Consider the following 20,847-nt stretch of genomic DNA (forward strand, 5'->3'; position numbering starts at 1 on the left):
TAACAAAATAAAGATTATCTTAGTAAATTATATAATCTATATAGATTTCTTACCCCTTTTATTCCGAATCGCCTTTTGTAAAAAATATCATTTTTGGTATATACATTTAGATGGTCAAACCTCCGTCCACGGAAAGTACTGCCCCGTTAACAAACCTCGCCTCATCTGACGCGAGATACAGATATGCATACGCAATATCCCTGGGTTCGGCAAGCCTGTGTAGAGGAGTTTTTTCTATCATGATATTAAGAATTTTTTCAGGTACCTTCGAGGTCATGGGTGTAACTGTAAATCCTGGTGCTATTGCATTGACCCGTATCCCTTTTTTCCCAAGTTCCTTTGCAAGGGTCTTTGTCAGTCCGATCAATCCCGCTTTTGCAGACGCATAATTGACCTGCCCGATATTGCCGTATATCCCTGAAATGGATGATGCATTAATAATCACACCATTTCCCTGGTTGATCATTATATCAGCCACCGCCTGGATGCAATTGAAAGCCCCGGTAAGATCGATATTAATTACCCCATTCCATTGTTCCCTGGTCATTTTTGTCAGAAGGGCATCCTGGTTAACGCCGGCATTATTTATTAAAATGTCAATTCGCCCAAATTCTTTGACAGTTTTATTGACAACTTCATCCATATCTTCTCTTTTTGAAACATCTCCCCGGAAAAAGATCGCCTTTCCCCCGTTTTTATGTATCTCTTCGCAGACTTGTCCTATTGTCTCTACAGTCCTTCCAGTTAATGCTACATTTGCCCCTTCTTTCGCGAAAAGCAGTGCAGTCTCTCTTCCAATACCGCTTCCTGCGCCCGTAATAATTGCGACCTTGTTTTCAAGTCTCATTTTTATACTCCTTTTGTTCTACGACTTTTTCTTTTGCGTATAGATACTTCTTCCCGCTCTGTTCAAGTTTCACGTCTCCTGTTCCTTTCATGACCGACCTTGGCTTTAACCACGCCGCAATCCTGGAGCAGACCTTTTTCTGGGACTTTGAGCCCACAAAGATACCAATGTGACCTGTCGGGAACACCTATGTCTCCTGATCTTCGCTTGACACTGCGTCGTTTAGCGGTTTGCTTGCATCGTTGGGAACAAGATGATCCGTCTCTGCCATGACATTAAGCAGAGGCATGTTTATATTTTTCAAATTGATATTATGTTTTCCCCATCAACACAATAAAGTATCCTCTATACTGTATATAGATGCATATAGTATATAGAGGTATTAAGAGCTTTCCCGAAAAATCAATTGATAGGGTACCATGACTGGGAATTGGATCAAAAATGTGGGGGTAAGACTAATATTGCAAAAGTCATATTTACTGTAACAAATGATTGAATTAGGGGATAGCTATGGTTATTTCAAATCTTGATAAGATTTTTCATCCAAAAAGCATCGCACTGGTCGGAGCAAGTGATGAAAAGGATTCTGTTGGATATATATTAATGGAAAATCTCACAAAAGCAGGATACTCAGGAAAAGTGTATCCAGTCAATATTCATAAACCTGAGATTCTTGGATTGGAAGCCTACGAAAGCGTTGGTCAAATTCCAGAGACTGTTGACCTTGCTATTATCGCAACACCTGCAAAAACCGTAATCGAAGTGGTGGAGCAGTGCGGAAAAGCGAAAATACCAGGACTGATCATTATTTCAGCCGGTTTTAAAGAAGTAGGGGAAGAAGGAAAAGCACTTGAAGATAAGATTATCGAGTTAAAAAAGAAATATAACATGCGAATTATTGGACCCAACTGTCTTGGTATCATCCGCCCGGATATCAATCTTAATACAACTTTCTTAAAAAAATTGGTAAAACCGGGCAATATCGCATTTATCTCACAGAGCGGTGCATTAGGCTCAGCAATTCTTGACTGGGCAGCCCATGAGAACATCGGATTCAGTAATTTCGTTTCAGTGGGTTCGATGATTGACGTGGACTTTGGGGATCTCATAGACTATTTCGGAACTGACCCTAAGACAACGAGCATATTGATGTATATTGAAGGGATAACCGATGCCAGGGAATTCATGAGTGCATCGAGGCACTTTGCAAGGACGAAACCCATAATCGTGGTAAAGGCCGGAAAGTTTAGTGAAAGTGCAAAAGCAGCAGCTTCGCATACGGGATCTCTTGCCGGTGAAGATATGGTGTATGAGGCTGCATTTAAACGTGCCGGGATAGTACGTGTTGAGGAAATTGCCGACCTTTTCAATTGCGCCGAAGTCTTAGGTCTTCATCCCCTTCCTAAAGGACAGAACCTTGTTATTATCACGAATGCAGGCGGTCCGGGAGTAATGGCTGCGGATGCGCTTTTAGCAAGAAAGGGGAAGCTTGCAAAGCTTGGCGAAAAAACGATGGAGATGCTTGACGGTATTTTACCTCGTTATTGGAGTAAAGGAAACCCGATCGATCTTTTGGGAGATGCAGGTTCCGACAGATACAAAGCATCTATGGAGGCATGTTTTAGAGACGAGAACATTGACTCGATTTTAATAATCCATACCCCCCAGGGAACTGCAGATCCTGCTGATGTTGCAAAAACGGTTGTGGAAGTAGTCAGGAATGAAGAACATCGTAAAACCATATTGACATCATTCATGGGTTACGAAGATGTAGAAGAGGCAAACCATATTCTTATTGATAACAACATTCCGACATATTCCACACCGGAACAGGCAGTTGCAACTTTCATGTACATGTATCAATATAAACGGAATCTTGAACTGCTTTATGAAACACCTGCCGAACTGCCTGTAAATAGCATACCGCCCAGACGTCCCCTGGAGATTATCATAAGAAATGCGGCAAAAGAAGGCAGGGAAATATTGACCGAAATGGAAGCAAAGAACCTTCTGGAAGATTATAATTTTCCGGTTGTGAAAACAGTGGTGGCAAAAAACGCAGATGAAGCAGTTACTACGGCTTCCCAGATAGGTTTTCCAGTGGTTCTGAAGGTATTATCACCGGAAATAGTACATAAAACAGATGCCGGAGGGGTCGTTCTAAATATTAATTCTGAGGCGGAGGTAAGAGTTGCATTTGATGACATTATTAAACGGGCAAAAGATTATAATCCGAAAGCCAGGATTCAGGGAGTTACAGTTCAATCCATGATAAAAAAAGGATATGAGATTATCCTGGGAGCAAAAACCGACAGGTTATTTGGCCCTGTAATCCTGTTTGGAATGGGTGGTATTGGTGTAGAACTTTTTAAAGATGTTGCCGTTGGGCTTCCGCCGTTAAATCAAACATTAGCGAGAAGAATAATGGAGGAAACAATTGTTTATCAACTCTTAAAGGGTTATAGAAATAAGCTGCCTGCAAATCTTAACTTGCTTGAAGAAATCATGATTCGGTTTTCCCAGATGCTTGTTGATTTTCCTCAAATTAAAGAAGTTGATATTAATCCATTATTTATAGATGAAACAGAGGCTTTTGTTCTTGATGCCCGCGTGGTGATAGATAAAGAAAATGTGTTCGAAAAACTCAGAGCCCATGAACACCTTGTGATCAGTCCATATCCTGAGAAATATATAATCCCATGGATACTCATGGACGGCCGCACCGTCATTCTAAGACCCATAAAGCCGGAAGATGAACCAATGTGGTTAGAAATGTTCCAGCACTTCTCAGAAGAATCCTTGCACTACAGGCTTTTTGAAGTTATCAAGGATACTCCTCACGAGCTTCGGGTCCGGTATTGCAATATTGATTATTATCGGGAAATGGCCATAGTAGCAGAATTAATTGAGGATGATCAAAGGAAAATCATAGGTGTGGTGAGGCTTATTATTGAGCCTGATGGGAAAAAAGCAGAAATTGCTTTCATTGTTGCTGATCCATGGCAGGGTCTTGGGCTGGGATCTAAAATGGTGGACTATATGATTGAAATCTGCAAGGACAAAAAAATTGAAACAGTCCATGCGATAATGTTGCCTGATAATCATCGAGCGATTCAACTTCTTGAGAGAATGGGATTCTCTATTCAATACCATGAAGATACAACCGAAGGCACTCTGAATCTAATGGAAGAAGAATCGTAATGTCGATAAGAATCGGAAAGAAAAATTATCCCATAACTACTATCCATTATTTGGCAGTGTGGCAATAAACCAGGGTCTGGACCTGTCATCAATATCATTCTTGTAAGATATTGCTCTGAAAAAAATTATGAGGAATTTAAAAATAAAATGATGAAGTCAGAAAACCATTGTTAAATCTAAGTTAGACTTTATTCCCTCTCCTTCACAAGCGCATCAACCACAGAAGGGTCTGCCAGCGTGGTAATATCCCCGAGATCATGAATAGCTCCTGATGCAATTTTCCGGAGGATTCTCCTCATGATTTTCCCCGAGCGCGTCTTGGGAAGCGCATCCGCAAATTGAAGTTTCTCAGGTTTTGCAATCGGGCCTATGGAATTCCTGACATGAGCTATGAGTCCTGACTTCAATTCGTTGCTTTTTACCTTGCCTTCCTTCAGCGTGACAAATGCATAGATAGCCTCTCCTTTTACCTCATGCGGATAACCCACAACCGCCGCTTCGGCAACTGCATTGTGGGACACAAGTGAACTTTCGATTTCCGCGGTTCCGAGCCTGTGCCCTGAAACCTTTATAATATCATCTAATCTTCCCATTATCCAGTAATAACCATCCTCATCTTTCCTTGCTCCGTCCTCGGTCTGGTATAATCCCGGGAAGGTGGTGAAATATTTCTCCTTGAAACGCTTGTGGTCACCGTAAACAGTTCGCATCATCCCGGGCCATGGTTTCTTGATAACAAGCTGCCCCCCTTCATTGACATCCGCTTCTTTGCCATCGGCTCTCAAAACTACGGGTTCGATACCAGGGAAAGGAAATGTAGCAGAGCCCGGCTTAAGGGGTGTTGCCCCCGGAAGGGGGGTGATAAGTATGCCACCTGTCTCGGTCTGCCACCACGTATCAACTACGGGACATCGTCGGTTCCCTATAATGTTATAATACCAGAGCCATGCTTCCGGGTTTATGGGTTCTCCTACCGTTCCAAGAAGCCTGAGGCTTGAAAGGTCTCTTCCTTTTGGCCAGTTATCTCCGCATTTTTCCATTGCCCTGACAGCGGTGGGGGCGGTGTAGAAAATCGTAACCTTATATTTTTCAACGAGTTCCCAGAACCTGTCGGGTTTCGGATAATCCGGCACCCCTTCGAACATAAGCTCGGTCGCCCCCGCTGCCAGCGGTGCATATACCGTGTAGCTGTGACCTGTTATCCATCCGCAGTCTGCGGTGCACCAGTATATATCCCCGTCGCGGTAATCGAATATCCACCTGAAGGTCAGCAATACATATAGCAGGTATCCACCTGTGGTATGCAGCACACCTTTTGGCTTGCCCGTACTGCCGCTTGTGTACAGGATGAATAGCGGGTCCTCCGCATCCATCGCTTCAGGTTCGCATTCATGAGAGACGGAAGACATCTCTTCATGCCACCAGAAATCTCGCCCTTTTTGCATATTTACGCTGGAAGCGGTGCGATTATAAACAATCACCGTTTCCACGCTACTATCAAGCGCCCGGTCAACATTCTCTTTAAGGGGCACTGTCTTACCTCCCCGCAAGCCCACGTTTGCCGTGATAACCATCTTACATGAGCTGTCACGAATGCGGTCGCGCAGTGAATCGGCGCTGAAACCCGCGAATACCACGTTGTGAATGGCGCCGATTCTTGCACATGCAAGCATCGAAATCACAAGCTGCGGTATCATCGGCAAATAAACTGCCACCCTATCGCCCCTCTTGATGCCCTTTTTCCTCAGGACGTTTGCGAATTTACATACTTCTTTATGCAATTGTGCGTAGGTATAACTCTCGGTGTCGCCGTTATCGCCTTCCCAGAATATGGCTATTCTATTCCCGCGTGAAGAAAGATGCCTGTCAAGGCAGTTGTACGATGCATTCAATTTTCCCCCTTCAAACCACCTGCATATTACGTTTTCAGGCTCCCATGAATAAACACTGTCCCATTTTTTAAACCAGACAAGGTCTTCCGCTTTCTGCGCCCAGAAAGAAGCAGGGTCTTTAATGGATTCTTCATAAATTTTTTTATATTCTTCAAAACTTTTTATATATGCTTTTTTGCTAAATTCCGGTGCAGGGTTAAATATACGTTTTTCCTTAAGTAGGGATTCAATAGTATATTCGGCCATATTGCTTTACCTGCCTTAGCTTAATTCATTGTCGCCATTAAATAGGTTGTCCATCGGTGGTTCTGTCAAGTCTTCGGTTGCTATTATTATATAATTTATTAAATCAGTATTGGTTGATATAGGAAAAACGGCGCCGCACTTTTAGCTGACGAAGACTTGACAGTACATTTTATTCCAATAATCTATATATATAGACTATCAGTAGAGTAAAGATAATATGGAAGCACGTAAAGTTTACGTAAGCGGCGGTTCGACCTATGTAATTTCACTGCCCAAAAAATGGGTTAAGAAGACTAACCTGAAGCCGGGAGATTCGGTTGTGGTTACGGAACATGGCAGTTCATTGCTGATCGAGACCAGTGTAATTGAAAAAGAGTCACGAACGAAAGAAATTAAAATCTCACAAATAACATCAAGCGAAGCCCTTGAACGGATATTAATCGCTTTTTATCTGGTGGGTTATGATACAATCAAGATAAAGCTGGACAGGAAGGATCATCTTGCATACAGAGAGAGTATTCGGAATATTCTGGACTATATGATAGGTGTGGAAATAGTCGAGGATACCAACGAAGCAATGACGCTTGAAATAATGCTTGACTACAAACGTATGAGTACAATGCAGATACTCCAGCGAATGTTCTCCATAGACAGGTCGATGCTTCTTGATCTTGGCAAGGCTTTAAAAAACATGGATATCGGGCTGGCAAAAGATATAATAGTAAGAGAGAAAGAAATCGACAGGCTCTATTTTTTGGTTGTAAGGCAACTTAAGAGTGCTGTAGAATACCAGCAGATAGCGGAAAAACTTGGGATAGAATCTCAAAGGGATTGCCTCGGGTACAGGATAGTGGTAAAAGTTCTTGAAAGAATTGCTGACCACATAGAAAACATAGCAAAAAGTTACATCAAGTTATTTGAGGTTCAAAAAGAAACGCAACTGAATGATTTTATAGATCTTAACAATAATGTAATTGCGACTTTCGAAAAAGCAGTTCAGGCATTATTTACAAGAAATGATGAAATGGCTGAGACAGTTTTTCATGAACTGAAAAAGGTTGAAAAATCTCAATCCGATATTTCAAAAGGATTATTCAAGATAGAAGATATTCAAGCAGCTATTTTAGTGAAAACGATGCTTGACAGCATGGGGAGAATAGCGAGCTACAGCGGGGATATCGCAGAGGTAGCTATCAATATGTCAACAGAAGTATCTTGATTTTTGGTGATTAAAAAAAAAGAAAATCCGGCAAGATTCATGCCGGACTTATGCCTTTAGTACATGTTTGTACTGTGTTACATTATCTGGTCGATTATTGAACCTTTGTTCCTGCCCGCAGGGACTCTGATTCTCTCCTCAAAAGCAGGAGAGCTTGCCGAGATTGCTTCGCTCTTCGGTCCCATTATCTGGGCTGAGTGTATGCCTGTCATTATAGCCATGCAGCGCACTTTGCCCTCGTACTCCTTCTTTACTCTTGCGCCCCAGATTACATTGGCATGGGAGTCAAGTTCGTAGGTCAGTGAAGAGGCGATCTGCTCTGCCTCGTGGAGGGACATGTCCGTTCCGCCTGTGATGTGCAGCAGGCAGCCGGTTGCGCCCTTCGTGTCAACATCAAGCAGCGGGTGGTTCAGTGCCGCTCTCACGACTTCCTTTGCCTTGTCCTGTCCTTTTGCTTCTCCGACCAGCATTACCGCAAGTCCTCCGCCTTTCATTATAGCCCTGACATCAGCATAGTCAAGGTTTATCAATGACGGCTGGGTTATGGTTTCAGCTATCCCTTTTACGGTTTCTGATATAAGCTGGTCCATTACCGAGAATGCCTGGTCGATCGGGAGATTGGGCACATAATCGAGCAGCCTGTTGTTGTCAAGTACAATAACTGTATCTGCTGCTTTTCTCAATTCATCCAGACCTTCTTCTGCCTTGAACATCCTTGACCGCTCAACCTTGAACGGGCTTGTAACCATCCCGATTACGATGGCGCCCTGGTCTTTGGCAACCTGAGCAACCACAGGCGCAACGCCTGTACCGGTTCCGCCGCCCATACCTGCTGTGATAAATACGAGGTTTGCCTCCTTCAAGATATCTTCAAGCGTCCCTCTTGCAAGTTCGGCTGCCCTTTTCCCGACTTCCGGGAAACCGCCCGCGCCAAGTCCGCGTGTTATCGATTTGCCGATTAGGATTTTCTTGTCTGCCTGGGTAATATCCAGGTGAATCTTGTCTGTGTTTATTGCGATGGTTTCTGCGCCGGCTACCCCGATGTTATAAAGTCGGTTTACTGTATTATTGCCGCCGCCTCCGCATCCCACAACAACGATTTTTGGTGTTCCGAAATCTTCTACTTCTTCAGCTCCGCCTGTCGCCGCTTGCTTTAACAGTTGTTCTTTTTCTGCCATTTTAAGTGCATCTTGTACGAATGATTCCATATTATTCATCCCCTCGGATTGTTTTCTATTGCTCCTCTTTCAAGCGCAGGAAAGCATCTGCATTTTTTGATTGCTCCTGTGCTTTATCGAACAATTTCATCCTTCCAACCAATTTTTCACTTCGCTGATCGATTAAATCTCTGATAGCCGTCCTGATTGCTTCGCTAGCGGACGGAAATTCTCCATACTCCACCAATACGTCGATCATTTTTAATTGCTGTTCCGGGAGCCTTAGTGTTACTCTTTGCATTTTGGTAACTCCCTGTGGGAGGTTAGATGGCGCGCACCTGTGTACCCTCAGTACGACAATTGTCCGCCATTTGTCTGACATACTGTCTGACACCAAGGTATATAAAACTATCGTTAGGGGTTTATTTAAAATGAAAATTTATGCTCTGCTGCTTGATTTTGTGTTTTGCCAGATTAAATTACCCCTGTTTCCAGTCCATCATGCTGATAATGGAACCGCGCCATGATAGGAATACTGCACAACGGCGAGAAGTATGTCCGCTATTATAATTATAAGTACTATATTAATATAAGGCTTATGAAAATAGTCTATGATTTCATTTAAAGATTTATCCATATTTATAATTGGAATCTCTGAGTTATTAGCAAGTTCCTTAGCTAATGTAAATTCAGAACCCATAATTTTTATGCAGTTAAAATATACCCAATATGGACAAGCCAAGAATGGTTCTTTTTGAAACATTTTTTGATATTGGGTTTCAACACCTTCACTTAAAACTGCATCAATTTTATAGCGATTAAATATATTACTTAAATCGCTTTTAGATTTTTTACTGCTATGAACCGTGCCATATAAATATAATGTTGGCTTTTTCATTCATGATTAATACGGAAGTCAATTACATAAATTTATCTAAATTTTATTCTACTCTCATAAAAATCCATCTCCCGCTCTCGACTGTCATTATCGTTATGCCCCAATACACGAGCGCCCCGCTTCCGTGCGCACCGCCAGAGGTGCGATAAGCCCGCTGATGGGATGGCGCGCCAGAGCGATGGGATGAATCGATAACCAGAAAGAAATAAACCTATTTATGCCATTAGGATCATTACTATATTGGTGAGAATATGAAATCTGGATTTGATTCCACTGTAGTTGATAACATGCCAGGCGTTTTAAAAGCAACAATTCATCTGGCTGTCATTAAAGCCAAAAAATCTCCTCTCATAGAGTTTCTGCAGAAAAAAATAAAGAGAGAAGTTGATATTAATGAAGTCAGAAGCAGGCTTGCCAAAATAAGCGATTCCCTTTCACAAGAAATAATCGAAGGCAGATCTGAAAGAACATGAAGTTCTATTTTCTTGATACGAGCGCGCTTGTAAAGAGGTATCATTCTGAAAAAGGAACGGACAAGATAGACGAGATTTTTTCTGAAGACGATAGGGCAATAGTTATCTCAAGCATATCCATAACCGAGTTGGTTTCCGCGCTTAACAGAAAAAAGGAAGATAAAATAATAACCAAAGAAGATCTGGATATTGCACTATCAAAATTTTTCCATGATGCAATAAAGGATTTTCTTGTTCTTGAGCTTGATGAGGAACATATTAAAGATAGCATAATGCTGGTATTGAAAAGAAACATAAGAACTCTGGACTCACTGCAGCTTGCGGTTGCTCTCAGCCTGAAAAAGCTTAAAGTTACTTTTGTCTGCGCTGACAAAAAACTTGCTTCTGTTGCGGAAAAGGAAGGATTGCAGACTATAAATCCGGAAATATAGAGATATTCTATCTTCGCCGTTTGCCGTATACCTTTCTAACTTAATTTTCAATCGTCGTACATGTCCCAAGACGGGAGCGCCCCCGCTTCCTGGCGCGCCGCTCACAGGTGCAAGACAAGACCGCATCCGCTTGCAAGGGCTGTTGCAGGCGCATTAGCTATCGCAATTGCTCGTTTCAAGAGACTTTTTAATTTCTTCTGGATAAATGAATTTAAGTAAGATAATTCACCACAGTGGACGCTGAGCAGAGAGTTGTATATTTCTCTGTGTCCTCTGTGCTCTCTGTGGTTTATCAAACCAAACGATAATAAAAAGTATTGGTTTATCCAAAATCAACATTTCATTAATGGTATAGCAATTGCTCGTTTTCTATTGCGTTACCTTTATGTAATATGAAACTACTTGAGGAGGAAGTCTGAATCATCTTTTTATGGTTCAACAATAACCGTAGCAAGCATCGCTTGCGGCGTATGGTTTAAACCGAACGCAGTAAACCTTTAAGAAAGGTACCAAAACTTTGGTTTTGCGTGAGTCGGACCAGCAATGGTCTTACGGAGGAACAGAATGAAACACAATTACAAAACAAATACACAACTATTAAACCTGATATCAGGTCTTAAAACACAATCCAGGGAAAAAGAAGTACCACTATGGCGGGATATTGCATTGAGGCTTGAGTGCCCAACTCGGAACTATTCTGAAGTCAATCTCAGCAGGATCAACAGGTACACAAAAGAAAAAGATGTGGTACTTATTCCAGGAAAAGTCCTTGGGGCAGGCGAACTGGATCACAAGCTAACAGTAGCGGCTGTGAGCTTCAGCGCAAGTGCAAAAAACAAGATAACAGCAGCAGGAGGTTCCTGCCTCACTATCGATGAGCTTATGAACAGGAATCCGGAAGGCTCCAGAGTAAGGCTAATAGGGTGAAAACATGACAGTAATAGATGCAAATAATCTTATTCTGGGAAGAATGGCAAGTACAGTCGCGCAGCGATTGTTAAATGGTGAAGAAATTAATATCATCAATGCAGAAAAAACAATCATTTCCGGCAGAAAAGATACTACATTTGACCGTTACAAACGGTACGTTGATAGAGGTTCACGCGAGTTCGGCCCTCGTTTCCCGAGGCGTCCTGATCAGATAGTATCAAGGACTATCCGCGGTATGATTCCCCATACAAAGATGACCGGAAGGGAAGCATATAATAGGTTAAAGGTTTATATTGGAGTCCCGCCTGAATTGAGCAAAGAGCAAGTCAATACAATAGAGGCTGCAAGTATCATGCGCCTCAGCACCAGTAATTACACTGTGCTCGGTGAGTTGAGCAAGAAACTTGGGTCAAAATTTTAGGTGTTATACATGAAGATCGTTAATTCATCAGGAAAAAGAAAAACCGCAATCGCCCGTGCAACCATACGGGAAGGAAAAGGGCGTATAAGGGTAAACAAGAAACCCCTGGAAATCGTAGAGCCTGAACTGGTCAGGCTGAAGATGTCAGAGCCGCTTGAATTCGCAGGCAGCGTTATTCCTACCGTGGATATCGACGTCAATGTACATGGAGGCGGTATCTTCGGGCAGGCTGGCGCTGTGCGCACAGCAATTGCAAGGGGGCTTGTGGAATGGGCAAACGATACAGCGCTAAGAGATGCGATGGCGCAGTACGACAGAAGCCTGCTCGTAAACGACACCCGCTATAAACTGCCCAAGAAATTCGGAGGCAGAGGCGCCAGAAAGAGAAGACAGAAATCATACAGGTGAAACATGATACCGGTGCGATGCTTTACATGCGGGAAAGTTATTTCCAGCGTATGGGATGAATACAAAAAACGAACAGAAACTGAAGACCCGGGTAAAGTACTCGATGATCTCGGAATCGAACGATACTGCTGCAGGCGGATGCTGCTAACGCACGTTGAGCTGGTAGACCTGCTTGCACCGTACCAGTGAGGAGGGGTTGTAGGGTAGCCTGGTCCATCCTATGGCGTTCGGGACGCCGTGACCTGAGTTCAAATCTCAGCAACCCCATTCAGGGCATGGCAAACGGAAAAGAACATGAACCACTCTCAGAGGGACTCTGGGAAAAAATAGTAAAAATTGCATTTATTAAGATTTCAGGAATTTGTTTTTGAGGTGACGCAGGTGAGTGAAGCTAAGTTAACGCGATATGAGCGCGCCAGGGTTATCGGTGCTAGGGCACTTCAGATTTCTCTGGGAGCCCCGGTATTGATCGATGTTGATAGGAAAGAACCAATAGACATTGCATTGATGGAATTGGAAATGGGAGTAATCCCCATTACAGTGAAAAGAACAATAAAAGGAAAACAATCACATAAGGTGTGAATAAAATGGAAGATGTAATTGATATTAAACAGGATGTAAAACAGGATACTGGTTATGAATCAATTATTCCCCAGGACGAGTATCTAACAGCGGGAATTCATATTGGTACGCAGCAGAAGACAAAAGAAATGATGCGCTTCGTGTATCGTGTGAGGACTGACGGCTTGTATGTCCTCGACATACAGGCAACCGACCAGCGAATACGGCTTGCGGCAAAATTGCTTGCAAAATACGACCCGCAAAAGATACTGGTGGTATCAGCAAGGCAATACGGTCATTATCCTTCCGAGATGTTTGCGAAAGTAATTGGCGCAAGGGCAGCAACTGGCAGGTTCATACCAGGCACCATGACAAATCCGAAGCTGCATATTTTCATCGAACCTGATATTCTTGTGGTGACGGACCCTGCGGGGGATATGCAGGCTGTAAATGAGGCGGTAAATGTCGGGATACCTGTTATTGGTCTTTGCGATACCAATAATTCAACATCCAATGTGGACTTTGTGATTCCAACAAATAATAAGGGAAGAAAAGCCTTGGCATTGATATACTGGCTGCTTGCAAAGAAAACGCTTGAGGAAAGGGGCGACACTATAACTTATACAGTAGCTGATTTTGAAGCAGAGATATGAGAGCACCTGCGGTTTCGGGGCAGTTCTACCCGCGCAGTAAAAACGACCTGGAACGGGAGCTCAGCCGGTGCTTTGCAGGCGTACCCTCAGTTGAAAAAGCGGCTCTCGGGGCTGTGGTACCGCATGCGGGTTATATTTATTCTGGAAATACAGCCGCTTACGTATATTCTTCCCTTCCCAAGGCTGATACTTTTGTGCTGCTAGGTCCGAATCATACAGGTTACGGTTCTCCAGTTTCTGTTTCCTCTGAAACCTGGAGCACCCCTCTTGGTGAGGTAAGCCCTGACAGGGAGTTTATCAAGGCGCTTCCCAGGAAGATAATCGACATGGACGAAAGTGCTCACATACACGAGCATTCAATAGAGGTGCAGCTTCCTTTCCTGCAGCACAGGTTCAGGGATTTCAGCATCGTTCCTATCTGCATGGGAATGCAGGATGAGGAGACAGCACTGGATGTAGGGGTGGAACTGGCTGAAGCGGCGCGCAAGGTGAATAAGAAAATAGTGATAATAGCATCGAGCGATTTCACGCATTACAAACCTGATAAGGTAGCGCGGGAGAACGATGCGTATTTTATACAATCTATCCTTGATATGGATATTTCAGCTTTTTATCGAAAGTTGTATGAGCGGGATGCTTCGGTCTGCGGGTATGGTGCGATTGCAGCAATGCTGACAGCGACAAAGAACCTCGGCGCGAAGAAAGCATGGTTGCTCAAATACAGCACGAGCGGGGATACTACTGGTGATCTGGCGGCAGTCGTGGGATATGCCGGGATAATTGTAGAATAAAAGTTTCACTTTATATTTAGCATATCAACTCGCTATCTTTGCATTCATTAAGTGAAAGGATGATTTTGGGTGGAAGATCGAACTCTGGAACAGAAATACTTGCGAGATAACCTTCCAAACCAAGAACAAATATAGCCGTTGGATAAAGAAATTCATACCAGGTTCGCCAAAGACCATGAAGCTCACTCAGAACATGACCGTTTCAATTCGTGTTGGTAATTATGTCAAGATACAATATCTTACTATGAAACCGTTATGCATGAGCTATGTATATTAATCAAAGTGTGAAACCTGTATTGAGGACAGTAAATACATTTTCTAAGACAAAAAAGCATCTATAATAAAGAATGCAAATGATAATCATGACAAGTCTTATATCAACGAATAATCATTAAGAATTGATAATTATGATGGAGACTTTAATTCAATCAGAATTTGTAATGAAGAAATGCCCTAATTGCAAACATTTAATACAGCTAAGAAACGCTGATTTCATCAAAGGAATTGCGATGGTATCATGCGTGGATTGCGGAAAAGAGGCTTTTACTATTGAGGAAACTCTGTTGAGATAATAAAACTTAAAAGAGTTTTTGAAGTCCTATTTAGGCTAACAGACGACTGAAATATAAAGGTTCAACATTCTTTTTCAGTCTTGCTTTATCTATCGGTTTAAATTTTCCTTGAACCCTACTTTTCAGGGAGTATATCTTATACGGTCTCCCATTACCTTGCTTTTTCTCTTCCCGCTCATTTATCCAATCTCGTTCCTTTAACTGCCTCATTACAATACTTACTTCAGGCTGACGCAAGCCAGTTCCTGTTTCAAGTTCAACTGATGTAGCTTCATCCCCATTATTAAGATAAGCCAGAGCTCTTGCGATGGTACCGTTTTTTGTCACGATGTTCAGTATATTTTTCCATTAGTAGATTTATACCCCAAATAGACAACCCTGCTATGGCACCACCAGCAGCGCCTGCGATTATTCCATCCCAAATTGTAATATGCATTGAGATCGCCTCACCTTACTTTGAACGCTTGAATATTTGTGGTAAATTTCACCTGATTACCTATGCAGTTTTCGTTAAGTCAACAGGTTTGAACCACCCCGACACTTACGGGTCATCGAATAGCCTCCTGACCGCTACCCGCAGCTAAGTTGCTTTTTATATCTCCACTCCTGACAACACGAGATAGCGAAGTGGCGATGTTAGCATTCATAAGGTAATCATCAACCGAAGCAAGTATCGTCCCAACCTTATCTGCCGAGAATATAACAGTAACAGAATTTTCTTCTACAATAGTTTCTATCCCCGGGACATTATCAGGCGCCAGCGACCGGGCAATTATATTGACAAGCTCCCCGGCATTTTCACCTTTGAACGTCAATTTCCCTTTAATCTTCATGCTTTTCCCTTCAACTGGTTTTCGATTATGGAATCCACAATATCAATGAACTTCATAGCAGTGCCTTTGGGTATCGTCGCACCCGCAGCCACATCATGCCCGCCGCCCATGCCGCCAACCAGAGCTGATGCCTCCCGCATTGCTGCTGCAAGGTCAAGCCCTGAAGCCACCAGTTTCCGTGTTCCGCGCGCTGAAACCCTGATATTTCCCTCAACCTCGTTTAACGTAACGAAGGGTTTATCAGGATAGAGATAGCGGGTCATCGTGCCTGCTATTATGCCTGTGCCGCCTGAATCATCGAGAAGCACGTACCGGAAATTCCGCGCTGACTTAATCTGTGCCTGCGCTTTCTTGATTGTACTTATTAAAGTGCGCTGGTTTTCTCGGGTAATCGCCTTGGCTTCGCCAGCCACAGACGCATCCCTCATGCACAGCGCAAGGGCAACACCGGCTTTTTCATCCTTTCCGCATGCGTTAAGGATATTTATAAAATCGTAGATATTGGGCACAACTTCATTGTTGAGGGTGTAAACTTCGCCGATTAATGAATCTACAGCAACGGGACTCTGTTTTGCAAGTTTCAGCACGAGCGCTGAAGAAAATTTTATCAATTGTTCCTCTGAAAGTTGGGATAACCGCCCTTTTACTCCAAGTTTATCGAGGAAAACCTTGATCTTATCCCTGTCGCCGGTAATATCCAGATAAGGGTCAATACCATACTCAAGCAATTCTTCAACAGGTTCGTCCCCCATCCGAAGACCGCTCGCAACAGTCACTGCCTTTTTTTCAATCGCTTCATCAAGGATGAATTTGTTCAAGCCACCGAAACCCTGCTTGTCCCCGATGGCACCCGCAAGCGCAAGCCCCGCAAGGTCGCTGTTCTCCCCCATCTGCCTTGCAACCAGATAAGCGCCGCAGGAAGCGCATACCTGCGACGAACCGTCAATCCCCACAAGATGAGGGTTAAACTGGACGTGATTTAAATCGCCTGTGGGTTTATGGTGGTCTATAACTATAGCTTCTTTTATCTTTGAAGCAAGTTCGACCTGCGAACTCCCCATATCGCACAGGATGACAGCCCCATGAGATGTTTTTTCAATCAATTCAATGGTTGATTGTTCGAACTGGCTCACAATGGTGGCATGGAAAAGTATACCCCTTCTGTGCAGTGCATTGCACATGATTCCTGCGGCAGATAATCCATCAGCATCGTTATGGGAAATCAGCCTGACATTGTCGTGTTCTATTATTGCGTCTGCTGCACGCTTGCTCAATGCCAGGAGTTCAGCAAGGCTTCCCTTTCCATCACTCATCGCGAAATTAACATCTCGGCTCTCTCGAGAGAATATTTCCAGTCCGCTGGAAGCACGCCTTCACGGCGATAATATTTTTCAAGCCGCCTTATCTTTGACACCATATTATTGAGAGAACGCTTGTTATGAACATCCTTATGGTTCCTGTCAAGATGTTTTTTAAGTTCAAGGACTTTTACTATCAGGTTATAAATGTCCTCAGGGACTTTGGGACCAACATTCTTTTCCTTCATGATAGCGCCTATCTTCTTACCCGTGACGAGTGTAACATCGGGTACTCCGTAGCGGTCTCTTAGAACCATGCCGATCTCGCTTGAACTCCTGCCCTGCGTTGCGAGCTGCTGTACCGTGTTCTCGATCTCTTCTTTATTTGTGTTTGACCACTTGGGCGGCTCTGTCCTGACAGGTTTTTTGGAACCTGCCTGACCTTTCCTGCGTGTGTGCATTCTTGCCAATTAAATTTCCTCCAATAATCGTTATTTTAGACCTGTTTCTTTTTCTGTAAAAGCGAAGGCAAACCTTAATGGAGAATGTATATTAAATAACTTGTGATAATGAATTTTTCAACATATCACCTGAAAGTCAATGCAGATATTGTACTGATACGGCGCATAAGGTCTTACAATCCTCCTGTCAATAGCGATTATTCGTAAATTAAATCGGCGCGCGCTCTCCTCGATTCTCCTCAATATCCCATCGAAAAGGTCATCCTCATGCGCGATGGCGTATAAATGGATAATTCCGCCTTCTTTTATCGCAGAAAAAGCCGGCTCCAGGAACTCCATGCTGCTTAACGGCAGGTTCATGATAATATGGTCTGCCCCTGAAATCCCTATGATTTCTTCTCTTGCATCCCCTTCCCTCACCTCGACATTCTTTACTTTATTAAGCCTCACGTTCTCCTTCAGGTATTTAATTGCAACCGGGTTCTTGTCTATGGCTATGACCTGTGATGACGGGAATTTTTTCGCTATCAGGATACTGAAAGGCCCAACGCCTGCAAACATATCCAAAACCTTATCCCCGTCCTTTACCTGGTCTGCAATCCTCATCCTCTCGGTAGCCAGCCTGGGAGTGAAATATACCCTGGAAACATCAAGCAGGTATCTGCATCCGTTCTCCTTATACAGCGTCTCGGTCATTTTTTCCCCTGCAAGGAAAGTAAATTCGCGCGTCCTGTATTCTCCTTCAACAGCGCTGGCTGCCTGCAGGACAGTTTTTATGTTCTTCTGCCGCATCAGGGCATCTGCAATCTTATGAGCATCGCTTGCGTACTGGTCGATGATCGCGATATCTCCCACAATCTCATATGCAGGAATAAAACCAAGGGCATCGACCAAGGATTCTTCCTTTTTTAATACTTCAAAATCCTGTTTTTCTATGTCATATCCTTCAATCGACTTTATAATTGGAATTAAAAGGTCTTCACCCTCTGATTTTATCTTCAGGTTCTTATCAATGGCGCCAAGCTCGATGAGCTTTTGCCTTGTATCCTCGCCTGCCTTTTTGGATACTCTGATGCACAGGGATTCCATGTTGCCTAGATATATTCGCCTGAAAAAATCGTTTCAAGCAGCAAAATAGTCATTACTATCCCTATAAGGATTGCAATATATCCAAGTATAATGCCTATTGTAAGACCCGTATCTTTTAATTGTTGGTTTATTTCCATCAGTTAATTTAAGTCCACATGAAGTTTATAGCTTTCCATGGCAAGACTTACAAATAAAGCTCACGTATAATGGGTTATGCTCACGTTTATCGGGCTTGGATTATACGATGAAAAAGACATAACCGTGAAAGGACTTGAAGCTGTAAAGAAAGCCGATATCATATATGCTGAATTCTACACCTCACACCTTTTCGGTACGAACATGGAAAAAATGCAAAATTTCTATGGCAGGGAAGTGATTGTGCTTACAAGGGAGGAGGTTGAACAGAATCCCGTGTGGCTATCCCTGGCAAAAGAAAAAAACGTAGTATTCCTGAGCGGGGGGGATGCTATGGTAGCTACAACGCACATAGACCTGCGCCTTCGTGCTAAAGATATGGGTATAGATACGGCAATTATCCATGCCCCATCGATTTCATCCGCAGTGTGTGGATTGAGTGGACTGCAGAATTACAGGTTCGGTAAATCCGCCACCATCCCGTTCCCGTATATCCGCAATAATAAACCTGTCATATCCGAGGCTCCATACGACACCATTAAAATGAACAAGAAAAATGACCTGCACACGCTTATTTTTCTTGATATTGACAGGGATAAGAAGTTCATGGACATACGGAATGCCGCTTTGCTACTGTTAGAAATGGAAGGACGACGGGGCGAAGGCGTGCTTGTAAATACGCTTGCGGTCGGTATTTCAAGAGCCGGCTCGGACTCACCATCTGTTCATGCCGATTATCTTGAAAGATTAAGAGATTATGATTTTGGGGGTCCGCTGCACGTTCTGGTAATCCCGGCTCAACTCCATTTCATAGAAGCAGAAGCGCTTGTTAAATTGTGCGGCGCTCCTTCGGAGATTGTCTAAGACCGCGTATTTATACGGGGATTAATTAATAACTATTTCAGCTTTCTTTTTTCTTTGGCTAACTTCTTCTTGGCCTCACCGCTTCCGGACGATGCCATTTTTTCAAGTTCTGCTATCTTTTCCTTGCGTTCACGCTCTCTCTTTTCCATAATCTTTTTAGACATTGCCATGGTCTATATTTATGACAGTTAGACTATTTAAATTAATCCCATTGTTTGCATACAAAAGAGGTGCAATCAAAGGTCATGGCTTTTTCATTTTATGAGACCAGAGCCAGTAAATAAGAACTACCAATATCACAAATGCAGCGCCGTAGAACAGAGGATTACTTATGATATTTATCCCTCCCCCGGCTGTTTGAACAACAGTCGGGGTAGCGCTGACGGTTTGTACGGGCGTTGGAATAACGGGAGAAGGTGTCGGGGTTGTGGGTACTTCTGTGGGTTTGGGTTTTTCAATTGTTGTGGAAGGTGTCCTGTATACATGCCACGTATCACCCGCCGCAGCATAGATATAATCACCCGGCGGATGGATAACTATAGCGCTCTTATCCGCAGTACCTGCAATCGAAAAGCGGTTGTCAACCTTTGGTGCATAAGGATTGCTGACATTGAGCAAATCTAATGAAACTGTCCCATCCGACCGTGCAAGGTAGACATCGTTTCCATATACTGCTATATTATGTGCCTCCATCCCGGGGGAATGAAATAATTGTGTCGGATTTGCCGGGTCGGATACGTTGATTATATAGAACCCCTGTCTATTAGCTCCGTTTAAGAAGGCATAATTCCCGGAAACCGCAATCGATGTACCACCCCATCCCGTAGTATGCCAGCAGACCGTTCCAGGGGAATAAGCGTAGTTTGAACAGGATTCACTGACATTGGACTTCACGACATAGAACACATCCACAAGTTCGGGATTCATTCTGTCTGTTAAATCAAAGATGAGCATTCCATTATTTGCATCGGCAACATACATGTATTTGCCTGATACAGCCACATCGTTTGCAGCATCGGAATAGCCGATCTGGTACATTTTTTTTGGTTTTTCCGGATCGCTTATGTTGAGCACATATATCCATCCCGGGCCTGCGGCAACATAAAGCTGGTTTTCCGAAATCGATAGACCATACGCCTTGCCGGGATAGTTGATATCTGTAAATGTGCTGACGAGTTTGGGTCTTTCGGGGTCGCTTGTATTGTATATCAGAAGCGAATTACCATCTGCTATATACAGGACGTTATTAAAGAATTCGGCATCGTGCGGGTCGGTGGTTGTGAATGAGGCTACTTCTGTCTGGTTTTTCAGGTCAGGCGCAGCTCCGGTTAATCCCATTGTGAGGGATGATATTATTATTAATAGAAAGAATCCCCTGGCTGTCATTATTATATTTAGGAGTCCGATATTATTTAAATTTTTCTAATTGATTCTACAATAGTGTCGAGCCGCTTGGGCGTGTCAGAG

The 20,847-nt window shown here is 43.3% G+C and carries 27 protein-coding genes and 1 tRNA gene; 14 read left to right on the forward strand and 14 right to left on the reverse strand.

Features of this window, described 5'->3' with window-relative positions; all coding sequences use genetic code 11:
* Nucleotides 1–106: 106 nt before the first annotated feature.
* Together fabG and O8C68_00010 are read right to left on the reverse strand one after the other, a co-directional pair.
* Nucleotides 107–847, reverse strand: a complete 741-nt coding sequence (fabG, locus tag O8C68_00005) for a 3-oxoacyl-ACP reductase FabG (protein MCZ7394185.1) — start codon at nt 845–847, stop codon at nt 107–109.
* A complete protein-coding gene (locus O8C68_00010) occupies nt 837–1,034 on the reverse strand; it encodes a hypothetical protein (protein MCZ7394186.1) in 198 nt (65 codons plus the stop codon). Before O8C68_00010 ends, fabG begins: the two co-directional genes overlap by 11 nt.
* 323 nt (nt 1,035–1,357) lie before the next feature.
* On the opposite strand from O8C68_00010, the gene O8C68_00015 reads away from it, so the two are divergent.
* On the forward strand, nt 1,358–4,048 hold the full coding sequence (locus O8C68_00015; GenBank protein MCZ7394187.1) for a bifunctional acetate--CoA ligase family protein/GNAT family N-acetyltransferase: 2,691 nt from the start codon (nt 1,358–1,360) through the stop codon (nt 4,046–4,048).
* 188 nt (nt 4,049–4,236) lie between these two features.
* On the opposite strand, the gene acs is transcribed toward O8C68_00015, so the two are convergent.
* Nucleotides 4,237–6,186, reverse strand: a complete 1,950-nt coding sequence (gene acs / locus O8C68_00020) for an acetate--CoA ligase (GenBank protein ID MCZ7394188.1) — start codon at nt 6,184–6,186, stop codon at nt 4,237–4,239.
* 217 nt (nt 6,187–6,403) lie between these two features.
* On the opposite strand from acs, the gene O8C68_00025 reads away from it, so the two are divergent.
* Complete coding sequence (locus O8C68_00025) at nt 6,404–7,405, forward strand: AbrB/MazE/SpoVT family DNA-binding domain-containing protein (GenBank protein ID MCZ7394189.1); 1,002 nt, start codon at nt 6,404–6,406, stop codon at nt 7,403–7,405.
* 77 nt (nt 7,406–7,482) lie between these two features.
* Here O8C68_00025 and ftsZ read toward each other — a convergent pair whose 3' ends face one another.
* The 3 genes from ftsZ to O8C68_00040 form a co-directional block, all read right to left on the reverse strand.
* A complete protein-coding gene (gene ftsZ, locus O8C68_00030; protein MCZ7394190.1) occupies nt 7,483–8,613 on the reverse strand; it encodes a cell division protein FtsZ in 1,131 nt (376 codons plus the stop codon).
* A 25-nt stretch (nt 8,614–8,638) separates the two neighbouring features.
* On the reverse strand, nt 8,639–8,863 hold the full coding sequence (locus O8C68_00035) for a ribbon-helix-helix domain-containing protein (GenBank protein MCZ7394191.1): 225 nt from the start codon (nt 8,861–8,863) through the stop codon (nt 8,639–8,641).
* Between the two features lie 198 nt (nt 8,864–9,061).
* Nucleotides 9,062–9,460, reverse strand: a complete 399-nt coding sequence (locus O8C68_00040; protein ID MCZ7394192.1) for a hypothetical protein — start codon at nt 9,458–9,460, stop codon at nt 9,062–9,064.
* A 251-nt stretch (nt 9,461–9,711) separates the two neighbouring features.
* Between O8C68_00040 and O8C68_00045 the strand changes: the two genes are divergently transcribed.
* From O8C68_00045 to O8C68_00095, 11 genes are all read left to right on the forward strand, one after another.
* Complete coding sequence (locus O8C68_00045) at nt 9,712–9,933, forward strand: hypothetical protein (GenBank protein ID MCZ7394193.1); 222 nt, start codon at nt 9,712–9,714, stop codon at nt 9,931–9,933.
* Entirely contained in the window at nt 9,930–10,364 is a 435-nt protein-coding gene (locus O8C68_00050) for a type II toxin-antitoxin system VapC family toxin (GenBank protein MCZ7394194.1), read from the forward strand. The genes O8C68_00045 and O8C68_00050 overlap by 4 nt, the downstream gene beginning before the upstream one ends.
* Nucleotides 10,365–10,424: 60 nt before the next feature.
* Entirely contained in the window at nt 10,425–10,583 is a 159-nt protein-coding gene (locus tag O8C68_00055; GenBank protein MCZ7394195.1) for a hypothetical protein, read from the forward strand.
* 345 nt (nt 10,584–10,928) lie between these two features.
* Nucleotides 10,929–11,291, forward strand: a complete 363-nt coding sequence (locus O8C68_00060) for a 50S ribosomal protein L18e (protein ID MCZ7394196.1) — start codon at nt 10,929–10,931, stop codon at nt 11,289–11,291.
* Nucleotides 11,292–11,295: 4 nt separating this feature from the next.
* Nucleotides 11,296–11,715, forward strand: coding sequence for a 50S ribosomal protein L13 (locus O8C68_00065; GenBank protein ID MCZ7394197.1), 420 nt, complete (start codon nt 11,296–11,298; stop codon nt 11,713–11,715).
* Between the two features lie 9 nt (nt 11,716–11,724).
* The gene (locus tag O8C68_00070; GenBank protein MCZ7394198.1) at nt 11,725–12,123 is read left to right on the forward strand and encodes a 30S ribosomal protein S9; all 399 of its coding nucleotides are present in this window, start codon (nt 11,725–11,727) and stop codon (nt 12,121–12,123) included.
* 3 nt (nt 12,124–12,126) lie between these two features.
* On the forward strand, nt 12,127–12,312 hold the full coding sequence (locus tag O8C68_00075; GenBank protein ID MCZ7394199.1) for a DNA-directed RNA polymerase subunit N: 186 nt from the start codon (nt 12,127–12,129) through the stop codon (nt 12,310–12,312).
* A 3-nt stretch (nt 12,313–12,315) separates the two neighbouring features.
* Nucleotides 12,316–12,390, forward strand: a tRNA-Pro gene (locus O8C68_00080).
* A 114-nt stretch (nt 12,391–12,504) separates the two neighbouring features.
* Nucleotides 12,505–12,705 carry a DNA-directed RNA polymerase subunit K gene (locus tag O8C68_00085; protein MCZ7394200.1) on the forward strand — a complete coding sequence of 67 codons (201 nt, stop codon included), beginning with the start codon at nt 12,505–12,507 and terminating at the stop codon, nt 12,703–12,705.
* A 5-nt stretch (nt 12,706–12,710) separates the two neighbouring features.
* Entirely contained in the window at nt 12,711–13,337 is a 627-nt protein-coding gene (gene rpsB / locus O8C68_00090) for a 30S ribosomal protein S2 (protein MCZ7394201.1), read from the forward strand.
* Nucleotides 13,334–14,128 carry an MEMO1 family protein gene (locus O8C68_00095; GenBank protein MCZ7394202.1) on the forward strand — a complete coding sequence of 265 codons (795 nt, stop codon included), beginning with the start codon at nt 13,334–13,336 and terminating at the stop codon, nt 14,126–14,128. The genes rpsB and O8C68_00095 overlap by 4 nt, the downstream gene beginning before the upstream one ends.
* Before the next feature lie 602 nt (nt 14,129–14,730).
* Here the strand turns inward: O8C68_00095 and O8C68_00100 are convergent.
* From O8C68_00100 to O8C68_00125, 6 genes are all read right to left on the reverse strand, one after another.
* Nucleotides 14,731–15,027: a transcriptional regulator protein gene (locus O8C68_00100; GenBank protein MCZ7394203.1), complete on the reverse strand. Its 297-nt coding sequence runs from the start codon at nt 15,025–15,027 to the stop codon at nt 14,731–14,733.
* 221 nt (nt 15,028–15,248) lie between these two features.
* A complete protein-coding gene (locus O8C68_00105) occupies nt 15,249–15,533 on the reverse strand; it encodes a KEOPS complex subunit Pcc1 (protein MCZ7394204.1) in 285 nt (94 codons plus the stop codon).
* Nucleotides 15,530–16,846: a DHH family phosphoesterase gene (locus tag O8C68_00110; protein MCZ7394205.1), complete on the reverse strand. Its 1,317-nt coding sequence runs from the start codon at nt 16,844–16,846 to the stop codon at nt 15,530–15,532. Before O8C68_00110 ends, O8C68_00105 begins: the two co-directional genes overlap by 4 nt.
* A complete protein-coding gene (locus O8C68_00115) occupies nt 16,843–17,301 on the reverse strand; it encodes a 30S ribosomal protein S15 (protein MCZ7394206.1) in 459 nt (152 codons plus the stop codon). Before O8C68_00115 ends, O8C68_00110 begins: the two co-directional genes overlap by 4 nt.
* Before the next feature lie 108 nt (nt 17,302–17,409).
* Nucleotides 17,410–18,381, reverse strand: a complete 972-nt coding sequence (locus O8C68_00120; GenBank protein ID MCZ7394207.1) for a class I SAM-dependent methyltransferase family protein — start codon at nt 18,379–18,381, stop codon at nt 17,410–17,412.
* A gap of 5 nt (nt 18,382–18,386) precedes the next feature.
* Complete coding sequence (locus O8C68_00125) at nt 18,387–18,518, reverse strand: hypothetical protein (protein ID MCZ7394208.1); 132 nt, start codon at nt 18,516–18,518, stop codon at nt 18,387–18,389.
* 76 nt (nt 18,519–18,594) lie between these two features.
* Here O8C68_00125 and dph5 point away from each other — a divergent pair, with 76 nt between their 5' ends.
* A complete protein-coding gene (gene dph5, locus O8C68_00130) occupies nt 18,595–19,380 on the forward strand; it encodes a diphthine synthase (GenBank protein ID MCZ7394209.1) in 786 nt (261 codons plus the stop codon).
* Between the two features lie 32 nt (nt 19,381–19,412).
* Here dph5 and O8C68_00135 read toward each other — a convergent pair whose 3' ends face one another.
* Together O8C68_00135 and O8C68_00140 are read right to left on the reverse strand one after the other, a co-directional pair.
* A complete protein-coding gene (locus O8C68_00135; GenBank protein MCZ7394210.1) occupies nt 19,413–19,550 on the reverse strand; it encodes a hypothetical protein in 138 nt (45 codons plus the stop codon).
* A gap of 73 nt (nt 19,551–19,623) precedes the next feature.
* A complete protein-coding gene (locus O8C68_00140) occupies nt 19,624–20,766 on the reverse strand; it encodes a hypothetical protein (GenBank protein ID MCZ7394211.1) in 1,143 nt (380 codons plus the stop codon).
* Nucleotides 20,767–20,847 lie beyond the last annotated feature (81 nt).

It is taken from the genome of Candidatus Methanoperedens sp., assembly GCA_027460525.1.
In the GTDB taxonomy this organism is placed as follows: domain Archaea; phylum Halobacteriota; class Methanosarcinia; order Methanosarcinales; family Methanoperedenaceae; genus Methanoperedens.